General features: G+C 64.5%; 16 protein-coding genes and 1 tRNA gene. 6 read left to right on the forward strand and 11 right to left on the reverse strand.

What is annotated here, in order from left to right; translation table 11 throughout:
- Nucleotides 1-42: 42 nt before the first annotated feature.
- The gene (locus tag ACSFA5_RS10010) at nucleotides 43-633 is read right to left on the reverse strand and encodes a tetratricopeptide repeat protein (protein WP_435443861.1); all 591 of its coding nucleotides are present in this window, start codon (nucleotides 631-633) and stop codon (nucleotides 43-45) included.
- A gap of 200 nt (nucleotides 634-833) precedes the next feature.
- On the opposite strand from ACSFA5_RS10010, the gene cysS reads away from it, so the two are divergent.
- The 6 genes from cysS to ACSFA5_RS10040 all read left to right on the forward strand — a co-directional run bounded on the left by cysS (nucleotide 834) and on the right by ACSFA5_RS10040 (nucleotide 6307).
- Complete coding sequence (cysS, locus tag ACSFA5_RS10015; protein ID WP_435443862.1) at nucleotides 834-2210, forward strand: cysteine--tRNA ligase; 1377 nt, start codon at nucleotides 834-836, stop codon at nucleotides 2208-2210.
- 17 nt (nucleotides 2211-2227) lie between these two features.
- Nucleotides 2228-2878 (forward strand): DNA-3-methyladenine glycosylase family protein, encoded by a 651-nt coding sequence (locus tag ACSFA5_RS10020; protein ID WP_435443863.1) that lies wholly within the window; start codon nucleotides 2228-2230, stop codon nucleotides 2876-2878.
- A 16-nt stretch (nucleotides 2879-2894) separates the two neighbouring features.
- Nucleotides 2895-3875 (forward strand): acetyl-CoA carboxylase carboxyltransferase subunit alpha, encoded by a 981-nt coding sequence (locus ACSFA5_RS10025; protein ID WP_116908786.1) that lies wholly within the window; start codon nucleotides 2895-2897, stop codon nucleotides 3873-3875.
- Nucleotides 3876-3888: 13 nt separating this feature from the next.
- Nucleotides 3889-4863: a tRNA lysidine(34) synthetase TilS gene (gene tilS / locus ACSFA5_RS10030; RefSeq protein ID WP_435443864.1), complete on the forward strand. Its 975-nt coding sequence runs from the start codon at nucleotides 3889-3891 to the stop codon at nucleotides 4861-4863.
- A 55-nt stretch (nucleotides 4864-4918) separates the two neighbouring features.
- On the forward strand, nucleotides 4919-6187 hold the full coding sequence (locus ACSFA5_RS10035; RefSeq protein ID WP_435443865.1) for an aspartate kinase: 1269 nt from the start codon (nucleotides 4919-4921) through the stop codon (nucleotides 6185-6187).
- A 27-nt stretch (nucleotides 6188-6214) separates the two neighbouring features.
- A tRNA-Ser gene (locus ACSFA5_RS10040) sits at nucleotides 6215-6307 on the forward strand.
- Nucleotides 6308-6521: 214 nt separating this feature from the next.
- Here ACSFA5_RS10040 and ACSFA5_RS10045 read toward each other — a convergent pair.
- The 10 genes from ACSFA5_RS10045 to ACSFA5_RS10090 form a co-directional block, all read right to left on the reverse strand.
- Entirely contained in the window at nucleotides 6522-7334 is an 813-nt protein-coding gene (locus tag ACSFA5_RS10045) for a DNA adenine methylase (protein ID WP_435444089.1), read from the reverse strand.
- Nucleotides 7303-7491, reverse strand: coding sequence for a Com family DNA-binding transcriptional regulator (locus ACSFA5_RS10050; protein WP_435443866.1), 189 nt, complete (start codon nucleotides 7489-7491; stop codon nucleotides 7303-7305). The genes ACSFA5_RS10045 and ACSFA5_RS10050 overlap by 32 nt, the downstream gene beginning before the upstream one ends.
- A 136-nt stretch (nucleotides 7492-7627) precedes the next feature.
- On the reverse strand, nucleotides 7628-8104 hold the full coding sequence (locus ACSFA5_RS10055; RefSeq protein ID WP_435443867.1) for a tail fiber assembly protein: 477 nt from the start codon (nucleotides 8102-8104) through the stop codon (nucleotides 7628-7630).
- Nucleotides 8101-9300, reverse strand: a complete 1200-nt coding sequence (locus ACSFA5_RS10060; RefSeq protein WP_435443868.1) for a hypothetical protein — start codon at nucleotides 9298-9300, stop codon at nucleotides 8101-8103. Before ACSFA5_RS10060 ends, ACSFA5_RS10055 begins: the two co-directional genes overlap by 4 nt.
- An 8-nt stretch (nucleotides 9301-9308) precedes the next feature.
- Complete coding sequence (locus ACSFA5_RS10065; RefSeq protein WP_435443869.1) at nucleotides 9309-9881, reverse strand: putative phage tail protein; 573 nt, start codon at nucleotides 9879-9881, stop codon at nucleotides 9309-9311.
- 2 nt (nucleotides 9882-9883) lie between these two features.
- Nucleotides 9884-10954, reverse strand: coding sequence for a baseplate J/gp47 family protein (locus ACSFA5_RS10070; protein WP_435443870.1), 1071 nt, complete (start codon nucleotides 10952-10954; stop codon nucleotides 9884-9886).
- A gap of 23 nt (nucleotides 10955-10977) precedes the next feature.
- Entirely contained in the window at nucleotides 10978-11370 is a 393-nt protein-coding gene (locus ACSFA5_RS10075) for a phage GP46 family protein (RefSeq protein ID WP_435443871.1), read from the reverse strand.
- Nucleotides 11370-12098, reverse strand: coding sequence for a phage baseplate assembly protein domain-containing protein (locus ACSFA5_RS10080; protein ID WP_435443872.1), 729 nt, complete (start codon nucleotides 12096-12098; stop codon nucleotides 11370-11372). The genes ACSFA5_RS10075 and ACSFA5_RS10080 overlap by 1 nt, the downstream gene beginning before the upstream one ends.
- Nucleotides 12095-13222: a phage baseplate assembly protein gene (locus tag ACSFA5_RS10085; protein ID WP_435443873.1), complete on the reverse strand. Its 1128-nt coding sequence runs from the start codon at nucleotides 13220-13222 to the stop codon at nucleotides 12095-12097. The genes ACSFA5_RS10080 and ACSFA5_RS10085 overlap by 4 nt, the downstream gene beginning before the upstream one ends.
- Nucleotides 13206-14468 (reverse strand): DNA circularization protein, encoded by a 1263-nt coding sequence (locus ACSFA5_RS10090; protein ID WP_435443874.1) that lies wholly within the window; start codon nucleotides 14466-14468, stop codon nucleotides 13206-13208. The genes ACSFA5_RS10085 and ACSFA5_RS10090 overlap by 17 nt, the downstream gene beginning before the upstream one ends.
- Nucleotide 14469 lies beyond the last annotated feature (1 nt).

The following is a 14469-nucleotide window of genomic DNA, read 5'->3' on the forward strand; positions in this document are numbered from 1 at the left end:
CGCGAAGCAGGCGCCGGTGCGCGCCCATGCCGGCGGCGGCAGTTACTTGCTGGTGCGCCCGACCGGCTTGCGCAGCACGGCGGGTGCCGTAGGCAACGCGGCTGCGTCGGCTTCGGCCTTCGTAGAGAAGATCTGGCGGATCAGCGAGAGCTTGGGCGCGACGCTCGGGTTGGTGCTGGCGAACTGCTGCGCGCGAACGTATTCCTGCGCGGCGAGGCGGGCGTACACGTCACCGAGGTTCTCGTGCGCCGTGGCGTAGTTCGGATTGAGCTTGATGGCCTGCTCGAGCGCGGCGCGGGCTTGGTCGAACTTGCTTTGCGACGCGTACAGCGCGGCCAGGTTGTTGTACGGCTCGGACAGCTCGGGGAAGTCTTGCGTGAGCTGCGTGAACGCGACGATGGCTTCGGCCTGCTTGTTCTGCTCGGTGAGGATCACGCCGCGCAGAAAACGCATCTGCGGGTCGCGTGGTTTGCCGGTAATGTAGGTGTCGGCCTTGGACAGCGCCTCGGCGGGCTTGCCCTGGCGCAGCAGCATGTTCACCTCGTCGTAGTCGTTGGCATGCGCGGCGGAGGCCCACAGGCCGAGCAGCAGTGCGAAGGCAATGGAGAGTCTGGAGAATGCGGCGTGCTTCATGAAGCCTCGGCAGAGAACGGAAATGGGGGGTGCGGGCTTGGGGAACACCCGAACGCTGCGTGGCGGCAGCCGTTTATACTTGGCCGGATTGTAGCCGAGGGGCCATGTCCAACCCCTTGCCGCCACAGCCCCCGTCACCCCTGAAAAACACCGTCTGTCGCCCGTGCTTTACGTGCGCGAAATGACGTTTTCCGAATCTCATGAGTCTGCGCATCTACAACACGCTGTCGCGTGAACTGGAGGAATTCTCCCCATTGCATCCCGGACAGGTGCGCATGTACGTGTGCGGCATGACGGTCTACGACTACTGCCATCTCGGCCATGCCCGCTCGATGATCGCGTTCGACGTGGTGCAGCGCTGGCTCAAGGTGAGCGGCTTCGCCGTGACCTACGTGCGCAACATCACCGACATCGACGACAAGATCATTCGCCGCGCGGTGGAAAACGGCGAAAGCATCCGCGCGCTGACCGACCGCATGATCGACGCGCTGCATGAAGATGCCGACGCCCTGGGCATCGAGCGCCCCACGCACGAGCCGCGCGCCACCGACTACATCCCGCAGATGCTGTCGATGATCGGCACGCTCGAACAGAAGGGCCTGGCCTATCGCGCCGGCAACGGCGACGTGAACTACGCCGTTCGCAAGTTTCCCGGCTACGGCAAGCTCAGCGGCAAGTCGCTCGACGAATTGCACGCGGGCGAACGCGTGGCCGTGCTCGACGGCAAGGACGACCCGCTCGACCCCGTGCTCTGGAAGAGTGCCAAGGCCAGCGAGCCCGAAGAAGTGAAGTGGGCCAGCGAGTTCGGCCCCGGCCGTCCGGGCTGGCACATCGAGTGCTCGGCCATGGCCTGCGAGCTGCTCGGCGAGACGCTGGACATCCACGGCGGCGGCGAGGACCTGCAGTTCCCGCACCACGAGAACGAGATCGCGCAGAGCGAAGGCGCGACCGGCAAGCCGCTGGCCAACTTCTGGATGCACAACGGCTTCATCGTGACCGACAACGAGAAGATGTCCAAGAGCCTGGGCAACTTCTTCCTGATCCGCGATGTGCTGAAGAAGTACGACGCCGAAACCATCCGCTTCTTCGTGCTGCGCGCGCACTACCGTCGCCCGCTCAACTACAGCGACGTGCACCTCGACGACGCGCGCGCCTCGCTCAAGCGGCTGTACACGGCGCTCGACCTGGTGACGCCCGCCGACGTGACGCTCGACTGGACCGACCCGTATGCCGCACGCTTCAAGGCCGCGATGGACGAAGACTTTGCAACGCCCGAAGCGGTGGCGGTGCTCTTCGATCTGGCCGGTGAAGTGAATCGCACGAAGTCGCCCGTGCAGGCCGGCTTGCTGAAGGCGTTGGGCGCGTGCGTGCAGATCCTGCAGGACGACCCGAAGACGTTCCTGCGCGCGGGCACCAAGCTCGACGAGACGACCGTCCAGGCGCAGATCGACGCGCGCGCCGCCGCCAAGGCCGCGAAGAATTTCGCCGAGGCTGACCGCATTCGCAAGGAACTCCTGGAGCAGGGCATCGTGCTCAAGGATTCACCCACCGGCACGACCTGGGCGGCCGCGCAGTGAACGGTACGACCAACCCCATGCCCGCCACCCGAAAGTCGAGCATTCAGATCTACACGCCGGACTACTGGGAAGAGGCCTGCAAGCACCTGGCCAAGAAAGACCGCGTCATGAAGCGGTTGATTCCGAAGTTCGGCACCGCCTGCCTGGAGTCGCGCGGCGATGCGTTCACCACTCTGGCGCGCAGCGTGGTCGGCCAGCAGATTTCGGTGAAGGCGGCGCAGACGGTGTGGGACAAGTTCGTGGCGCTGCCGCGCAAGCTGACGCCGGCCAACGTGCTCAAGCTCAAGGTCGACGACATGCGCGCGGCCGGGCTGTCGGCACGCAAGATCGAGTACCTCGTCGACCTGGCCCTTCATTTCGATTCCGGCGTGGCGCACGTCGATGCGTGGAAGGACATGGCGGACGAACTCATCATCGAGGAGCTCGTGGCCATCCGCGGCATCGGTCGCTGGACGGCCGAGATGTTCCTCATCTTCCACCTGATGCGGCCCAACGTGCTGCCTGTGGACGACGTGGGGCTGCTCAACGGCATCAGCGTCAACTACTTTTCGGGCGACCCGGTCAGCCGCAGCGATGCCCGCGACGTCGCCGTGGCCTGGGCCCCGTATTGCAGCGTGGCGACTTGGTATATTTGGCGATCACTGGACCCGGTTCCAGTCGCGTATTGAACAACAGGAGAAGACGTTGGCGAAACGAACCTTCCTCGACTTCGAGCAGCCCATTGCTGAACTCGAAACCAAAATCGAAGAACTGCGCTATGTACAGACCGAATCGGCGGTCGACATTTCTGAAGAAATCGATCAGCTCGGCAAGAAAAGCCAGCAACTTACCAAGGACATCTACAGCGACCTGACGCCCTGGCAGATCACCAAGATCGCCCGGCATCCGGAGCGGCCCTACACGCTGGACTACGTCAACGAAATCTTCACCGACTTCGTCGAGCTGCACGGCGACCGGCACTTCTCCGACGACCTGTCGATCGTGGGCGGCCTCGCGCGCTTCAACGGCGTGCCCTGCATGGTGCTCGGCCACCAGAAGGGCCGCGACACGAAAGAGCGCACCGCGCGCAACTTCGGCATGAGCAAGCCCGAGGGCTACCGCAAGGCCTTGCGCCTGATGAAGACGGCCGAGAAGTTCAAGCTGCCGGTGTTCACCTTCGTGGACACGCCCGGCGCGTACCCCGGCATCGATGCCGAAGAGCGCGGCCAGTCGGAAGCCATCGGGCGCAACATCTTCGAGATGGCGCAGCTGGAGGTGCCGATCATCGTCACCATCATCGGCGAGGGCGGCTCCGGCGGCGCGCTGGCCATCTCGGTCGGCGACCAGCTGGTGATGCTGCAGTACTCCATCTATTCCGTGATCAGCCCCGAAGGCTGCGCTTCCATCTTGTGGAAGACCAGTGAGAAGGCGCAAGAAGCGGCCGACGCATTGGGCATCACCGCGCACCGCCTGAAGGCGCTGGGTCTGGTCGACAAGATCGTGAACGAGCCGGTCGGCGGCGCGCACCGCGACCATCGCCAGATGGCCGCCTTCCTGAAGCGCGCGCTGAACGACGCGTTCCGCCAGGTCAGTGACCTGAAGCCGAAGGAACTGCTGGATCGCCGCTACGAGCGCCTGCAGAGCTACGGCCGCTTCAACGACACCAAGGCCGACAACGGCAGATAAAGCGCACCCGGCCATGAACTCCGCTTTCGAACGCGCCATGGCTGCGTTCGAGCCAGCGCAATGGCCGCTGGCGGTGGGGTTCAGCGGCGGTGCGGATTCGACCGCCTTGCTGGCCGCCAGTGCTGCGCGCTGGCCGGGGCAGGTGGTCGCCTTTCATGTGCACCACGGGCTGCAAGCTGCGGCCGATGAATTCGAGCGGCATTGCCGGTCGGTTTGCGAGCGCTTGGTCGTGCCGCTGGTGGTTCACCACGTCGATGCGCGGCATGCGCCGGGCGACAGTCCCGAAGACACCGCCCGCCGTGCGCGCTACGCGGCTTTTGCCGAGATGGCGCGCATGGGTGGTGGTGCTGCCATCAAGTCCGTAGCGCTCGGGCACCATGCAGACGACCAGGTCGAGACCTTGCTGCTGGCGCTGTCGCGTGGGGCAGGACTGCCCGGGATGGCTTCCATGCCGGCGCATGCGCAACGCAACGGACTGGACATCTACCGCCCGTTGCTTGCGGTCTCCGGCGCCGACATTCGCGACTGGCTTGCCGGACGCGGCCTGCCGTGGATCGAAGACCCGACCAACGGCGATGCGCGCTACACCCGCAACCGCGTCCGCTCTGTATTGCTTCCTGCGCTGGCGCAGGCATTGCCCCAATTCCGCACCACCTTCGCTCGCAGCATCCGCCATGCCGCGCAGGCCCAGCAGCTGCTGGGTGAGCTCGCCGCGCAAGACCTTCAGACGGTGGAAGACCCGCCCCGCATCGCCGCCTTGCAAGCGCTGTCGCGCGCCCGGCAGGCCAACGTGCTGCGCCACTGGCTGCTGCAGGCGCACGGCGGCGCGCCCAGCGCCGCGCAACTCGACCAGCTGCTCGACCAGGTGCGTGCGTGCACCACGCGTGGCCACCGGATCCACCTCAAGGTGGCTGCCGGCTTCGCCGAGCGGCGGGGCGAATTCCTGCATTGGTACAATGCGCCGCCCTCGCCGAAGACTTTGCTCTGACAGCTTGCAGGGCGCCGCCCTTCAAGCGGCCCTTTTCTTTTCTCTGATTTCACCCATGGCATTGATCGTTCACAAATACGGCGGTACGTCGATGGGCTCGACCGAGCGCATCAAGAATGTCGCCAAGCGCGTCGCCAAATGGGCGCGCGCAGGCCACCAGATGATCGTGGTTCCGAGTGCCATGAGCGGCGAGACCAATCGCCTGCTCGGCCTGGCCAAGGAGCTGGCACCCAGCAAACCCGGCGTGGCCCACAGCCGCGAGCTCGACATGCTGGCCTCCACGGGCGAGCAGGCTTCTTCCGCACTGCTGGCCATCGCGCTGCAGGCCGAAGGCGTCGAGTCGGTCAGCTACGCGGGCTGGCAGGTGTCGGTGCGCACCGACAACTCGTACACCAAGGCCCGCATCGAGAGCATCGACGACGCGCGCGTGCTGGCCGACCTGAACGCCGGCAAGGTGGTGGTCATCACCGGCTTCCAGGGCGTGGACGACGCGGGCAACATCACCACGCTCGGGCGTGGCGGCAGCGACACCTCGGCCGTGGCCATTGCCGCGGCCATGAAGGCGAGCGAATGCCTGATCTACACCGACGTCGACGGGGTCTACACGACCGACCCGCGCGTCGAGCCCGATGCGCGCCGCCTGAGCACCGTGAGCTTCGAGGAGATGCTCGAAATGGCGAGCCTCGGCTCCAAGGTGCTGCAGATTCGCTCGGTGGAATTCGCCGGCAAGTACAAGGTGCCGCTGCGTGTGCTTTCGAGCTTCACGCCGTGGGACATCGACATCAATGAAGAGGCCAAGTCCGGCACGCTGATCACTTTCGAGGAAGACGAAAACATGGAACAAGCCGTCGTATCCGGCATCGCATTCAACCGCGACGAAGCCAAGATCTCGGTGCTCGGCGTGCCCGACAAGCCGGGCATCGCGTACCACATCCTCGGTGCCGTGGCAGACGCCAACATCGAGGTCGATGTGATCATCCAGAACCTCAGCAAGGACGGCAAGACCGACTTCAGCTTCACCGTGCATCGCAACGAGTACGCGAAGACGATCGACCTGCTGCAGTCGAAGGTGATGCCTTCGCTGGGCGCGACCGAAATCGTGGGCGACACGAAGATCTGCAAGGTCAGCATCGTGGGCATCGGCATGCGCAGCCACGTGGGCGTGGCGAGCAAGATGTTCCGCGTGTTGAGCGAAGAGGGCATCAACATCCAGATGATCTCGACCAGCGAAATCAAGACTTCGGTCGTGATCGACGAAAAATATATGGAACTGGCGGTGCGCGCGCTGCATAAAGCGTTCGATCTCGATCAACCGACCGCATAAGTGATGGCATAATCGCGGCTGCTTTCAGGAACTGTGACCGAGTGGCCGAAGGTGCTCCCCTGCTAAGGGAGTATGGGGTGTAGAGCCTCATCGAGGGTTCGAATCCCTCCGGTTCCGCCAGACAAAAGCCCCTGCAGCCCTGCTGCAGGGGCTTTTTCTTTGCGCTGCAAACGCGGAGCAGGCTCGCGCTCAGTGTAAGCGGACGCGTGGCGCTGAACTTTCGGACGCGTGGCGCTGAATTTAGGCTTACGCGTCCGAAATGTAACCATGCGTCCGACCCCGGACTCGCTGCACCAGACCATTGTGTCGCGCTTTACAGGCCGTTCTAAGCCACTCAGAAGTTCCTGATCAGCAGCTCGCCCCTGGGCTCCCGGCCGCGGCCCTTGGCCCCGACCGTGTAGCTGATGGCCACCCGCTTCATGGTCAGTCCCGCGAACGCGTGGCGCATCTCCGGGATGTCGTTGACGCTAACAATGGCCTTGCCCTTCATGGTGCGCAGCAGCTCGGCCATATGTGCGTATTGGTCAAGGCCGAACTCAACCCCATAGCCCTCGGTACCCCAGTACGGGGGATCGAGATAGGCGAGCGTGTGAGGCCGGTCGTATTTCTCTAGACAGGCGGCCCAGTCCAGATGCTCGATCGTCACCTGGTGCAGCCGCAGATGCACCGCGCTCAGTTCCTCCTCAATGCGCAACAGATTCAAGGGCGGCCGACTCGTGGTTGCCGTTCCGAAGCTCTGCCCGTCGACCTTCCCACCGAACGCAAGCCGCTGGAGGTAGAAGAAGCGCGCAGCGCGCTGAATATCCGTCAGAGTTGCCGGCGGCGTGGCCTTGAGCCATCCATACAGCTCGCGGCTGGCCAGCGCCCATCGGAAGTGTCGGATGAACTCGTCGAGGTGGTGCTGCACGACCCGGTACAGCCGCACCAGGTCGCCGTTCACATCGTTGAGGACCTCCACTTTGGCGGGCGTCTTCAAAAAGAAGAGCGCGGCCGCCCCACAGAAGGGCTCCACATAGCAGCCGTGCTCAGGGAAGAGCGGGAGGATCTGTGGCGCCAAGCGCCGCTTCCCGCCTATCCATCTGACCATCGGCATTGCCTGCAGGTCGTTCAAATTGTCAAAGAGCGTCAGCTCCGCTTTGCGCGCCATCGTTGCTTTCAACGTTCGACGCTCGGTGGCGTGCTGGTGTGGGGCTCTGGGCCCGCCACACATTCAAAGTCCCGCAGCGCGGGCATTTGATTTCCAACCTTAGATATTGCGCGACCGCCAGCTTCTTGCTGCAACGGCCACAACGCATTTCTTCCATTCGGCACCACCTATGATCGACCCGCCTAGCTAGGTGGCAGGGTCTTCGGCTGATGCCGTGCGCAATCACGGCGGAGGCGGGTGAAGCGGGTGTTCCCGCACCCAAAGCACTCGCCCTGTCTTTTTTCTCTTCGCCCTCAGGCCGGCGCTTGAGGCCAGATCACCGCACCAGGGAACCCCGCTTGGAGCTCCACCCGGCTCAGCGATACCCGGAACTGTTTCCAAGCTTTGAGCAATGCAATCTCCGGCGCCGTTGCTTCGTCCAGATCAACTGCATCCTGCAAGGGAGCAATCCGCAACGTCGCGAGGCGCAGCAACGCGTCGCGTTGGGCCAGTACTTCGGTCTGGGTTGGGGGCGGCGGTAGCGGTGGCGGCGGCGGCGGTCCGAAAGACGTGCCATCGAACGAGTCTCCCGCCGAGACGGTCACGCCTTCGGATATGAGCGTCAACATTGCGACGAACTCCGGATGAAAGCGTTCTTCGATCGGCACCTCGCGGTCAAAGCCTGGGACCTCGTTGCCATCGCCGTCAGTGGCTGCAGGCACCGACATCACAAACGGTTCGATGGTCTCCACAACTAAACCGCCGACAACTCGCGCGTAGCTTTTCATCATGCGTACTCCCAAATGATTGCGTAGCCACCGCTCCCCGACCCACCGCCCTGCTGACCGGCCCCGTTGTAGCCGAAGGCACCGGCGCCACCTCCACCGCCCGTTGCGCCGGCTGCGCCCGCGCTCGTGCCCGTAATACCCGCCACACCGCCAGATCCCTTGGCGGTCGTCCCGCCATAGCCACTGACGCCACCCAGCGCTCCGGTGGCGGTTGCGGCAAAACTAGAGCCTCCTGCGCCGCCGCGAAGATTCACGTCGCCGCCGACTCCGACACCACCAGCCCCGCCTGCAACATTGCCTTGAGCGCCCGAAGGACAACCACCGCCGCCCGATCCGCCCGTTGCTGTGTGCCAAGAGCCAAATGACGAGGTACCGCCCGTTCCGCCTATGCCGTTGCCCGAAGTCCCGGCCCCAGCCGCACCGAGCGACACGACTTCCGTTGCACCTGGCGTCGCAACCAGTTTCATGGAATATCCGCCTCCACCCCCTCCACCTGCTGCGGCAATCTGGCCCGCACCCGTCGCGGCTGTACCGCCGCCACCGCCGCCAGCACCGTAGATTTCTGAGACCACAAACTTCGTGGTCGGCCCGCGCGTCCAGACGGCTGAGCCGGGGAACACAGATAAGCCCACAAGTCTGCCGGTAATCTGGCCGAGTTGGACTGCGTGGAGGGACTTTGTTGCGGCTCCAACTTGCAACGCAGCCCCGGTGCATTCGACCAGTACAAAAGAGTTGAGCGCCGTATTCCACACGACCATGCACTTGCCGTCAGCGACGATCTCACCGCCCTGCAGCGCGGCATGGGAGCCACCCACCACCGCTTTGGCACCGAGAGCGTTCACGTTCAGCGTCGTCGGACCAGTGTTGGTCGCTACGGCCTTGAACCACAGCACCATGCCGTCGACCAAAGCTGGGATCGCTGGCGCGAAAGTGAGGACCGCTGCGTTCGCCGCGCCAGTGTCGGTCGCGGTGAGCAACGCATTGCTGCGAATCGCCTTGAGCACTTGGGTGAGATCCGCGCCGGATTTCGCGATGCCGGCAGCCAGGATGATGTTGATCAATTCCTGTTGGATCGCGTCCGCCCAGTCGTTGCTGAAATAGGTCGCAAGCACACCGAGGGTCGGGTTGCCAGGCTGGAAACCGTGCAGGCCGACACCGAACTTGTCGACTTGCTTGTTGCTTGACTGAATGACGTCCATCTTTTTCCTTAGGGGGCGTAGCCGAACAGCACAACGGTGTGGGCGGGCTTGTGCCGCACGATCACGCATTCGAGCTGGGTGTTGCCCCAACGGCGCAACTGCACGTCACAGGGGCTCTCACAGGTTGCTTGGAAAATCGCTGTCGAGATCGGCACGTTGAGGCGCCACACACCGATGAAATCTTCCCCGTTGACAGGGCTGTCGCAGGGATCCATGCACGTCATCCCTCCAAACTCGGTGATCGTGCAGTTGGGGTAACCGAGTCCGTCTGCCAACTCCAGCATGTGCCGCCTGGACAGGTCTCCACGGCCGCGGATTCGAGCGAGAAGGTTCAAGCGTCTGGCATCTGCGGAGGCATCCGCTCCACCGATACACGAGTCTGGCAAAGCGTAGTTCCGCTCCCAGTCGCCGAGCAGCTGCCCGGTGCGGTCGGGTTGATGCTCGGCGAGAAGCACTTCTGCACTATCGAATGCGTCATCCAACACGACGGCCGCCGACGCCGCCTCCGCACGGACGCCACGAGCGTTGGGCTCGTAGGCTTCCGGCGGCAAGCAGGCGATCAGTGCGTCTTGGGTGTTCACGATTAGGTCAGCGTCTTCAGGCCGCAGGTAACGATTTCCAAGGCCAGGGAGGTGACGGAGCTTGTCACGTTGGCAGCAGGTGAAACCAACGTGACGTCGGTCACGCCGGGCACATTCATCAGTGCAGTGATCAGCTCGTTGCGCACCAGCGTCTGGCCTGGTGCCAGCGCAGCAAAGACCGAATCGATAGCCGCCGTCAATGCCGGCAACAGACCTGCCAAGGTGTAGCCCGACGCAATCGCGAACGACGCAGTCACAGCTGTGACGATCGGCGTTCCCGCCAAGGCCAGGACAGGGCTCGTGTTGCGCATGCCGACCGGGCGCTTCACGTCGAGCACGGCCTGCACCGCGGCCAGCAGTGGCGCGGTGGCCAGACCGACTACAGGCATCGGGACAACATCGACCGTGCCAGCGCCGCGGCGACAGTCGAAGACGTAGGCGCGACTCACGCCAGGCACTGCGAGCGCCCAGCGCTTGAAGTCGATCGCGTTGCCGCCCTGTGCCTCTTCGCTCAGCCAGAGCAGCAGCCGAGCCAGCAGCGAGTCGTCGCTTTCCACATCGGCCCCGCCCGTCATCGTGAGGATCGTCGCCGTGCCGGTGATGCCCGCCGGCGGCGCATTCACGGTGGCCGACGTGTTGGGCGATTGGTTGCCAGCGGCACCGGCGACGACCGCACTTGCAGCCAGGTCAACGGAGCCGCCACCGCCGATGACGCCAGCGGTCGTGACCTGAACGTAGACCGACTGAGCTGTGAAGACTTGCTGGCCGACCGTCACAGGCGTGCCGGCGGTACCGAAGAAGCGAACGACGCCGCCAGCAGCCGCGGCGGCCTTGCGCAGGATGGTGCGTTGGTTGGCCATCTTCTCCATCAGCTCGACGTCCGCGAGATCAGGAAAGGCTTGGCGATACACCCACGACTGGTGGGCATAGATGCCTTCAGCAACAGCGGCGACCGCAGTCGCACGCACGAAGTGGTCGCTGTCGGGCCCGATCGCCGCATCGGGCCACTGATTGACCACGGCTTGCAGATACCGGTTGCGGGTCTGCTCGAAAGTGGGGACGGGATATGCCATGTCGAAAGCCTCTTTGAAGGGGGTCAGGCCACCCGAACAGGGAACTGAAACGTCTGGCGAGCGCCGATCGCATCGACGATCGCGATCTCGAGCATCAAGCGGCCACTGGCTGTCGCGTCCTTGACGCGCAGCGTCTGGATCTCGATCGACTTCGCCCGACCATCGGCCAGAAGCGGCTTGAGCGCGGCACGGGAGTACTGCAGCGCCAGACGCTCGACCCGCGGTGTGTCCTTCTGACGCTTGAGCTCGTGCAGCCGCGAGCCCAAAGTGATATCTCCGAACCATTGGCCCAAGGGCGTCATCAGACGCAGGTAGGCGGCATTGGCCAGGCCGTTTGCAGGATCGCGCTGCAGCGAGCCCACGGGGGCAGTGGTGGGCTCGTAGTCGCGGGTCGAAGGGTTGATCCAGGCGTCCATCAGGCGTTGGGGCCGTTGGTGACGGCGCCGGTTTCGTTGTGGTTGTGCGTGCTGCCGATGTTCTTGTTGTCGTGCCGGATCGTGCCGCCTGTGAGTGTGAGCGTGCAGTTCTGGTAGCCGAAGTTGACGTTGTTGAAATTGACCGTTCCGCCTGTCATCGTGGCCACGGCAACACCGACTCCTCCAGGCACCGCGCCGATCGTCAGCTGCTGCGGCTGCAGCAGCTGCGTGGCCTGAACCACAGGCGTCTCGAAGCGGGCGCTAGTCGACGCCTGCGTAAGGAATACCGGCGACACCAGCTCGATGCGTTCGGACGCCTCGACGCGGAAGACCTTCGTCTCTACGACGACCTTCTCCTGCGCCTTCACATGGATCGAGCGGTCTTTCTTGAAGTGAGCGAAGTCGCCCCATTCGTTGTAGACGCAGCTCTCTCCCTGGTTGTCGAGCACAAATCGGAAGTCACCATGCTCGGTGCCGATCACCACTGACGCACTGGTGCGGCCGCCCAGCGGCAGCGGGATGTATTCGGTGCCCGCCGGCGGCGCCGAGGTGAAGCCGAAGTGCTGGAACAGCTCCATTTCTTCGATCTCTTCGCCTGCCAAGCCTTCACCGGAAATGCGCTGGATCTTGGTCGAGATCGTCAGACCCTTCAGCACTGCACGGAATGCCTGGCGCACGCTGGCCTGCGCACGGGATATCTCACGACGCACCATTTCGCTCGGGGTCATGCGGCCCCCGTTGTCAGGTCCACGACCTTGCCGGGCATCGAGTTCTTGCCGCGGCGATGCTTGCGGCGACTGGGATGAGCGTCGAGGAGCCACACGCCGTCTTCCTTCAGCGTCAGTGTCGTGATGCTGCCCTGGCGCTTGTTGTTGGTCAGGCGGCGAGCGGTCAGGAAGTACACCCCGTCGATGCCGTGCGGCTCGCTCTTCACCGCGATGCGCTGCCCGGGCGTCCACACCAAACCGCTGTCCGTGTAGTGACCCACCACCTGGGCGGTCAGCGTGTAGCCCTTGAGGCGGGCGTCGCTGATGATCTTGCGGCCGCGCGCACGGGCGATCTCCTCATTGATGGCCTCGTGGTCGACGACGACCTTCGGTCGGTACTGCTTCACGCCGTCGTCGCGCACCACTGTGCGCACGTTGTTGCGGCCGGCGCGCTCCCCACCGCCGCTGCCGCCGGCATGCGCCTGGCCAAGCACCGTCACTTCGCTGAACCGCTCCGCGATCGAGCGGCGTTCTGCCAGGCGTTCGAGGTTGTTGCCCTTGCCGTCATTGCGAAGGATCAGCGTGGCCACGGGAGGCAGGTCGTAGCGCGGTCGACCCACGACCAAAGTGCCGTCCGGATCGAACCAAGGCCACAGGCCGTTCGCCTCCGCCGCGCGCCGCAGTGAATCCCAGGCGCTGTCGCCGGGCTCGATGTTGACCTTCTCGCGCGGCAGCTTGTTGTCCGCGTCGATGCGGATACGCGTCACACCGAGCGGGCGAACGATCTTGACCACCACATCGTCGAGGCTGAGCTGACGCATGGAAATGATCGCCGACGAGCAGTCGAGCAACGCGCTGGCGCCGTCGCGGCCGCTGAGCTGCAGATCCTGACCGCCTTTATGCACGTCGAGCTCGCGATCGTCCAAGCTCCCGCTGAGCACGGTGTCCTGCTTTCCGTCTCGCACCAGGCGGACCTCAACGCTGGCGCCTTCGACCACCTCGGGAGGAAGCACCATCTGGGTCTTCGAGAGCCCTACGCGCCAGGCATCGGCCGGGATAAAGAGGTCGCTGTCGATCTCGTAGTTGGTCCAGCCGCGGTGCGCCTTGCCGCCGATCTTGACCTCGACTTCAGCGGGAGTAGGCATACAGCATGTCTCCCTTGTCGATAAGCACGTGGCGGCCGAGCTGGTTGAGTGCGCTCAGTTCGGTCGCCCGATCGGGGGTGCCGTACATGGCATGCGCAACGAGGCGAACCGGGCCCGACACCGGGCTGGCGCGGTGAACCAGCGGCGGGCGCAGGTTGATCACTGCCCGAGCGGCCTCCTGCACCTGCCAGGCCAGGGTGGCCAGCGCAGCGCTCGCCTGGCCACGCGCCTCCGGATCCAGCGCAACACGCGCCGCGTCGATCGCGATCTGCACGGCGGCGCGGGTCTGGGCTGTCAGCTGCTCGATGTCCTTGCGCTGCAGCACCGGCACGTCAGCCTCGCCGGCAAGCACGACCGCGGCCGCCTCGGCGATCGCGGCGGCGCAGTGCACCTGGGCGTGGGCCTGCACGATGGCAACGTCGGCCAGCGTGGTGGCGCTGGGCACCGCAACATTCGGCACCACGAAGAGGGCCGACGGCAGCAGCTGCACGCGCAGCAGATCGAAGTCGGCCGCAGCCGAAACGGGCGTGAGCGCCACCACGGCACCGATGTAAGTGGTATTGCGCCCTCCGAACGACAAGCCCTGGAATGCCCGGTCTACGCTGGCCAGCAAGTCGGAGGCGTAGGCGCGCGGGTACAGCAATGGGTCGAGGGCGCTGAGCAACAACCCCGCCGAGCCCGTGATCGTCAGGATGCGACCAACGAAGCTTTTGGCCTGATTGAAGGCGTCGGTCAGGACCGTTAGGCGCGGCACATCGAGCGATGACAGGCCGTCGACAAACCTGCCCAGCGCGTCATCGGCCGTGTTGCGGCAGATCTCTGCGCCCGAGGCGATCGCATCCGTCTTGGCCGAGGTGCTGTCGTCCGAGAACACCAGCTCGCGCACGCTGTCCTCGATGAAGATCGCATTGACGATCGCGCCATCGACGAAGTCCGCGTCGTGCTCGTCTTCCCACGACTGAGCCAGCACGGTCATCGCGCCATGAATCGGGTGCACCAGCTCACCGGTGCCAGGCGCCTCCAATGCGTCGATGAACTGCGCTAGTTCGTCCTCGTAGCTTTCGCCAAAGAAAACCGCCTGCATGCGCATGCGCCGCGGGCCGAGGTTCATGTCTTCCAGCTCGGCGCCCGCCGCATAGGGGAATTCGTGCTCCGCCACGGAGCGCTGGCCAGCGCGTCCGATGCGCGCGCAATGGAACGGCACACCGCGGAAGGTGGCGTCGAGCAGCGTGTCTGTCCAGGCCACC

This window comes from Variovorax monticola (assembly GCF_051216855.1).
In the GTDB taxonomy this organism is placed as follows: Bacteria; Pseudomonadota; Gammaproteobacteria; order Burkholderiales; family Burkholderiaceae_C; genus Variovorax.

Coding starts and splice junctions, on each gene's coding strand:
- ACSFA5_RS10010 (WP_435443861.1), bottom strand. CDS start 633: ATGAAGCACGCCGCATTCTCCAGACTCTCCATTGCCTTCGCACTGCTG.
- cysS (WP_435443862.1), top strand. CDS start 834: ATGAGTCTGCGCATCTACAACACGCTGTCGCGTGAACTGGAGGAATTC.
- ACSFA5_RS10020 (WP_435443863.1), top strand. CDS start 2,228: ATGCCCGCCACCCGAAAGTCGAGCATTCAGATCTACACGCCGGACTAC.
- tilS (WP_435443864.1), top strand. CDS start 3,889: ATGAACTCCGCTTTCGAACGCGCCATGGCTGCGTTCGAGCCAGCGCAA.
- ACSFA5_RS10035 (WP_435443865.1), top strand. CDS start 4,919: ATGGCATTGATCGTTCACAAATACGGCGGTACGTCGATGGGCTCGACC.
- ACSFA5_RS10045 (WP_435444089.1), bottom strand. CDS start 7,334: ATGGCGCGCAAAGCGGAGCTGACGCTCTTTGACAATTTGAACGACCTG.
- ACSFA5_RS10050 (WP_435443866.1), bottom strand. CDS start 7,491: ATGGAAGAAATGCGTTGTGGCCGTTGCAGCAAGAAGCTGGCGGTCGCG.
- ACSFA5_RS10055 (WP_435443867.1), bottom strand. CDS start 8,104: ATGATGAAAAGCTACGCGCGAGTTGTCGGCGGTTTAGTTGTGGAGACC.
- ACSFA5_RS10060 (WP_435443868.1), bottom strand. CDS start 9,300: ATGGACGTCATTCAGTCAAGCAACAAGCAAGTCGACAAGTTCGGTGTC.
- ACSFA5_RS10070 (WP_435443870.1), bottom strand. CDS start 10,954: ATGGCATATCCCGTCCCCACTTTCGAGCAGACCCGCAACCGGTATCTG.
- ACSFA5_RS10075 (WP_435443871.1), bottom strand. CDS start 11,370: ATGGACGCCTGGATCAACCCTTCGACCCGCGACTACGAGCCCACCACT.
- ACSFA5_RS10080 (WP_435443872.1), bottom strand. CDS start 12,098: ATGACCCCGAGCGAAATGGTGCGTCGTGAGATATCCCGTGCGCAGGCC.
- ACSFA5_RS10085 (WP_435443873.1), bottom strand. CDS start 13,222: ATGCCTACTCCCGCTGAAGTCGAGGTCAAGATCGGCGGCAAGGCGCAC.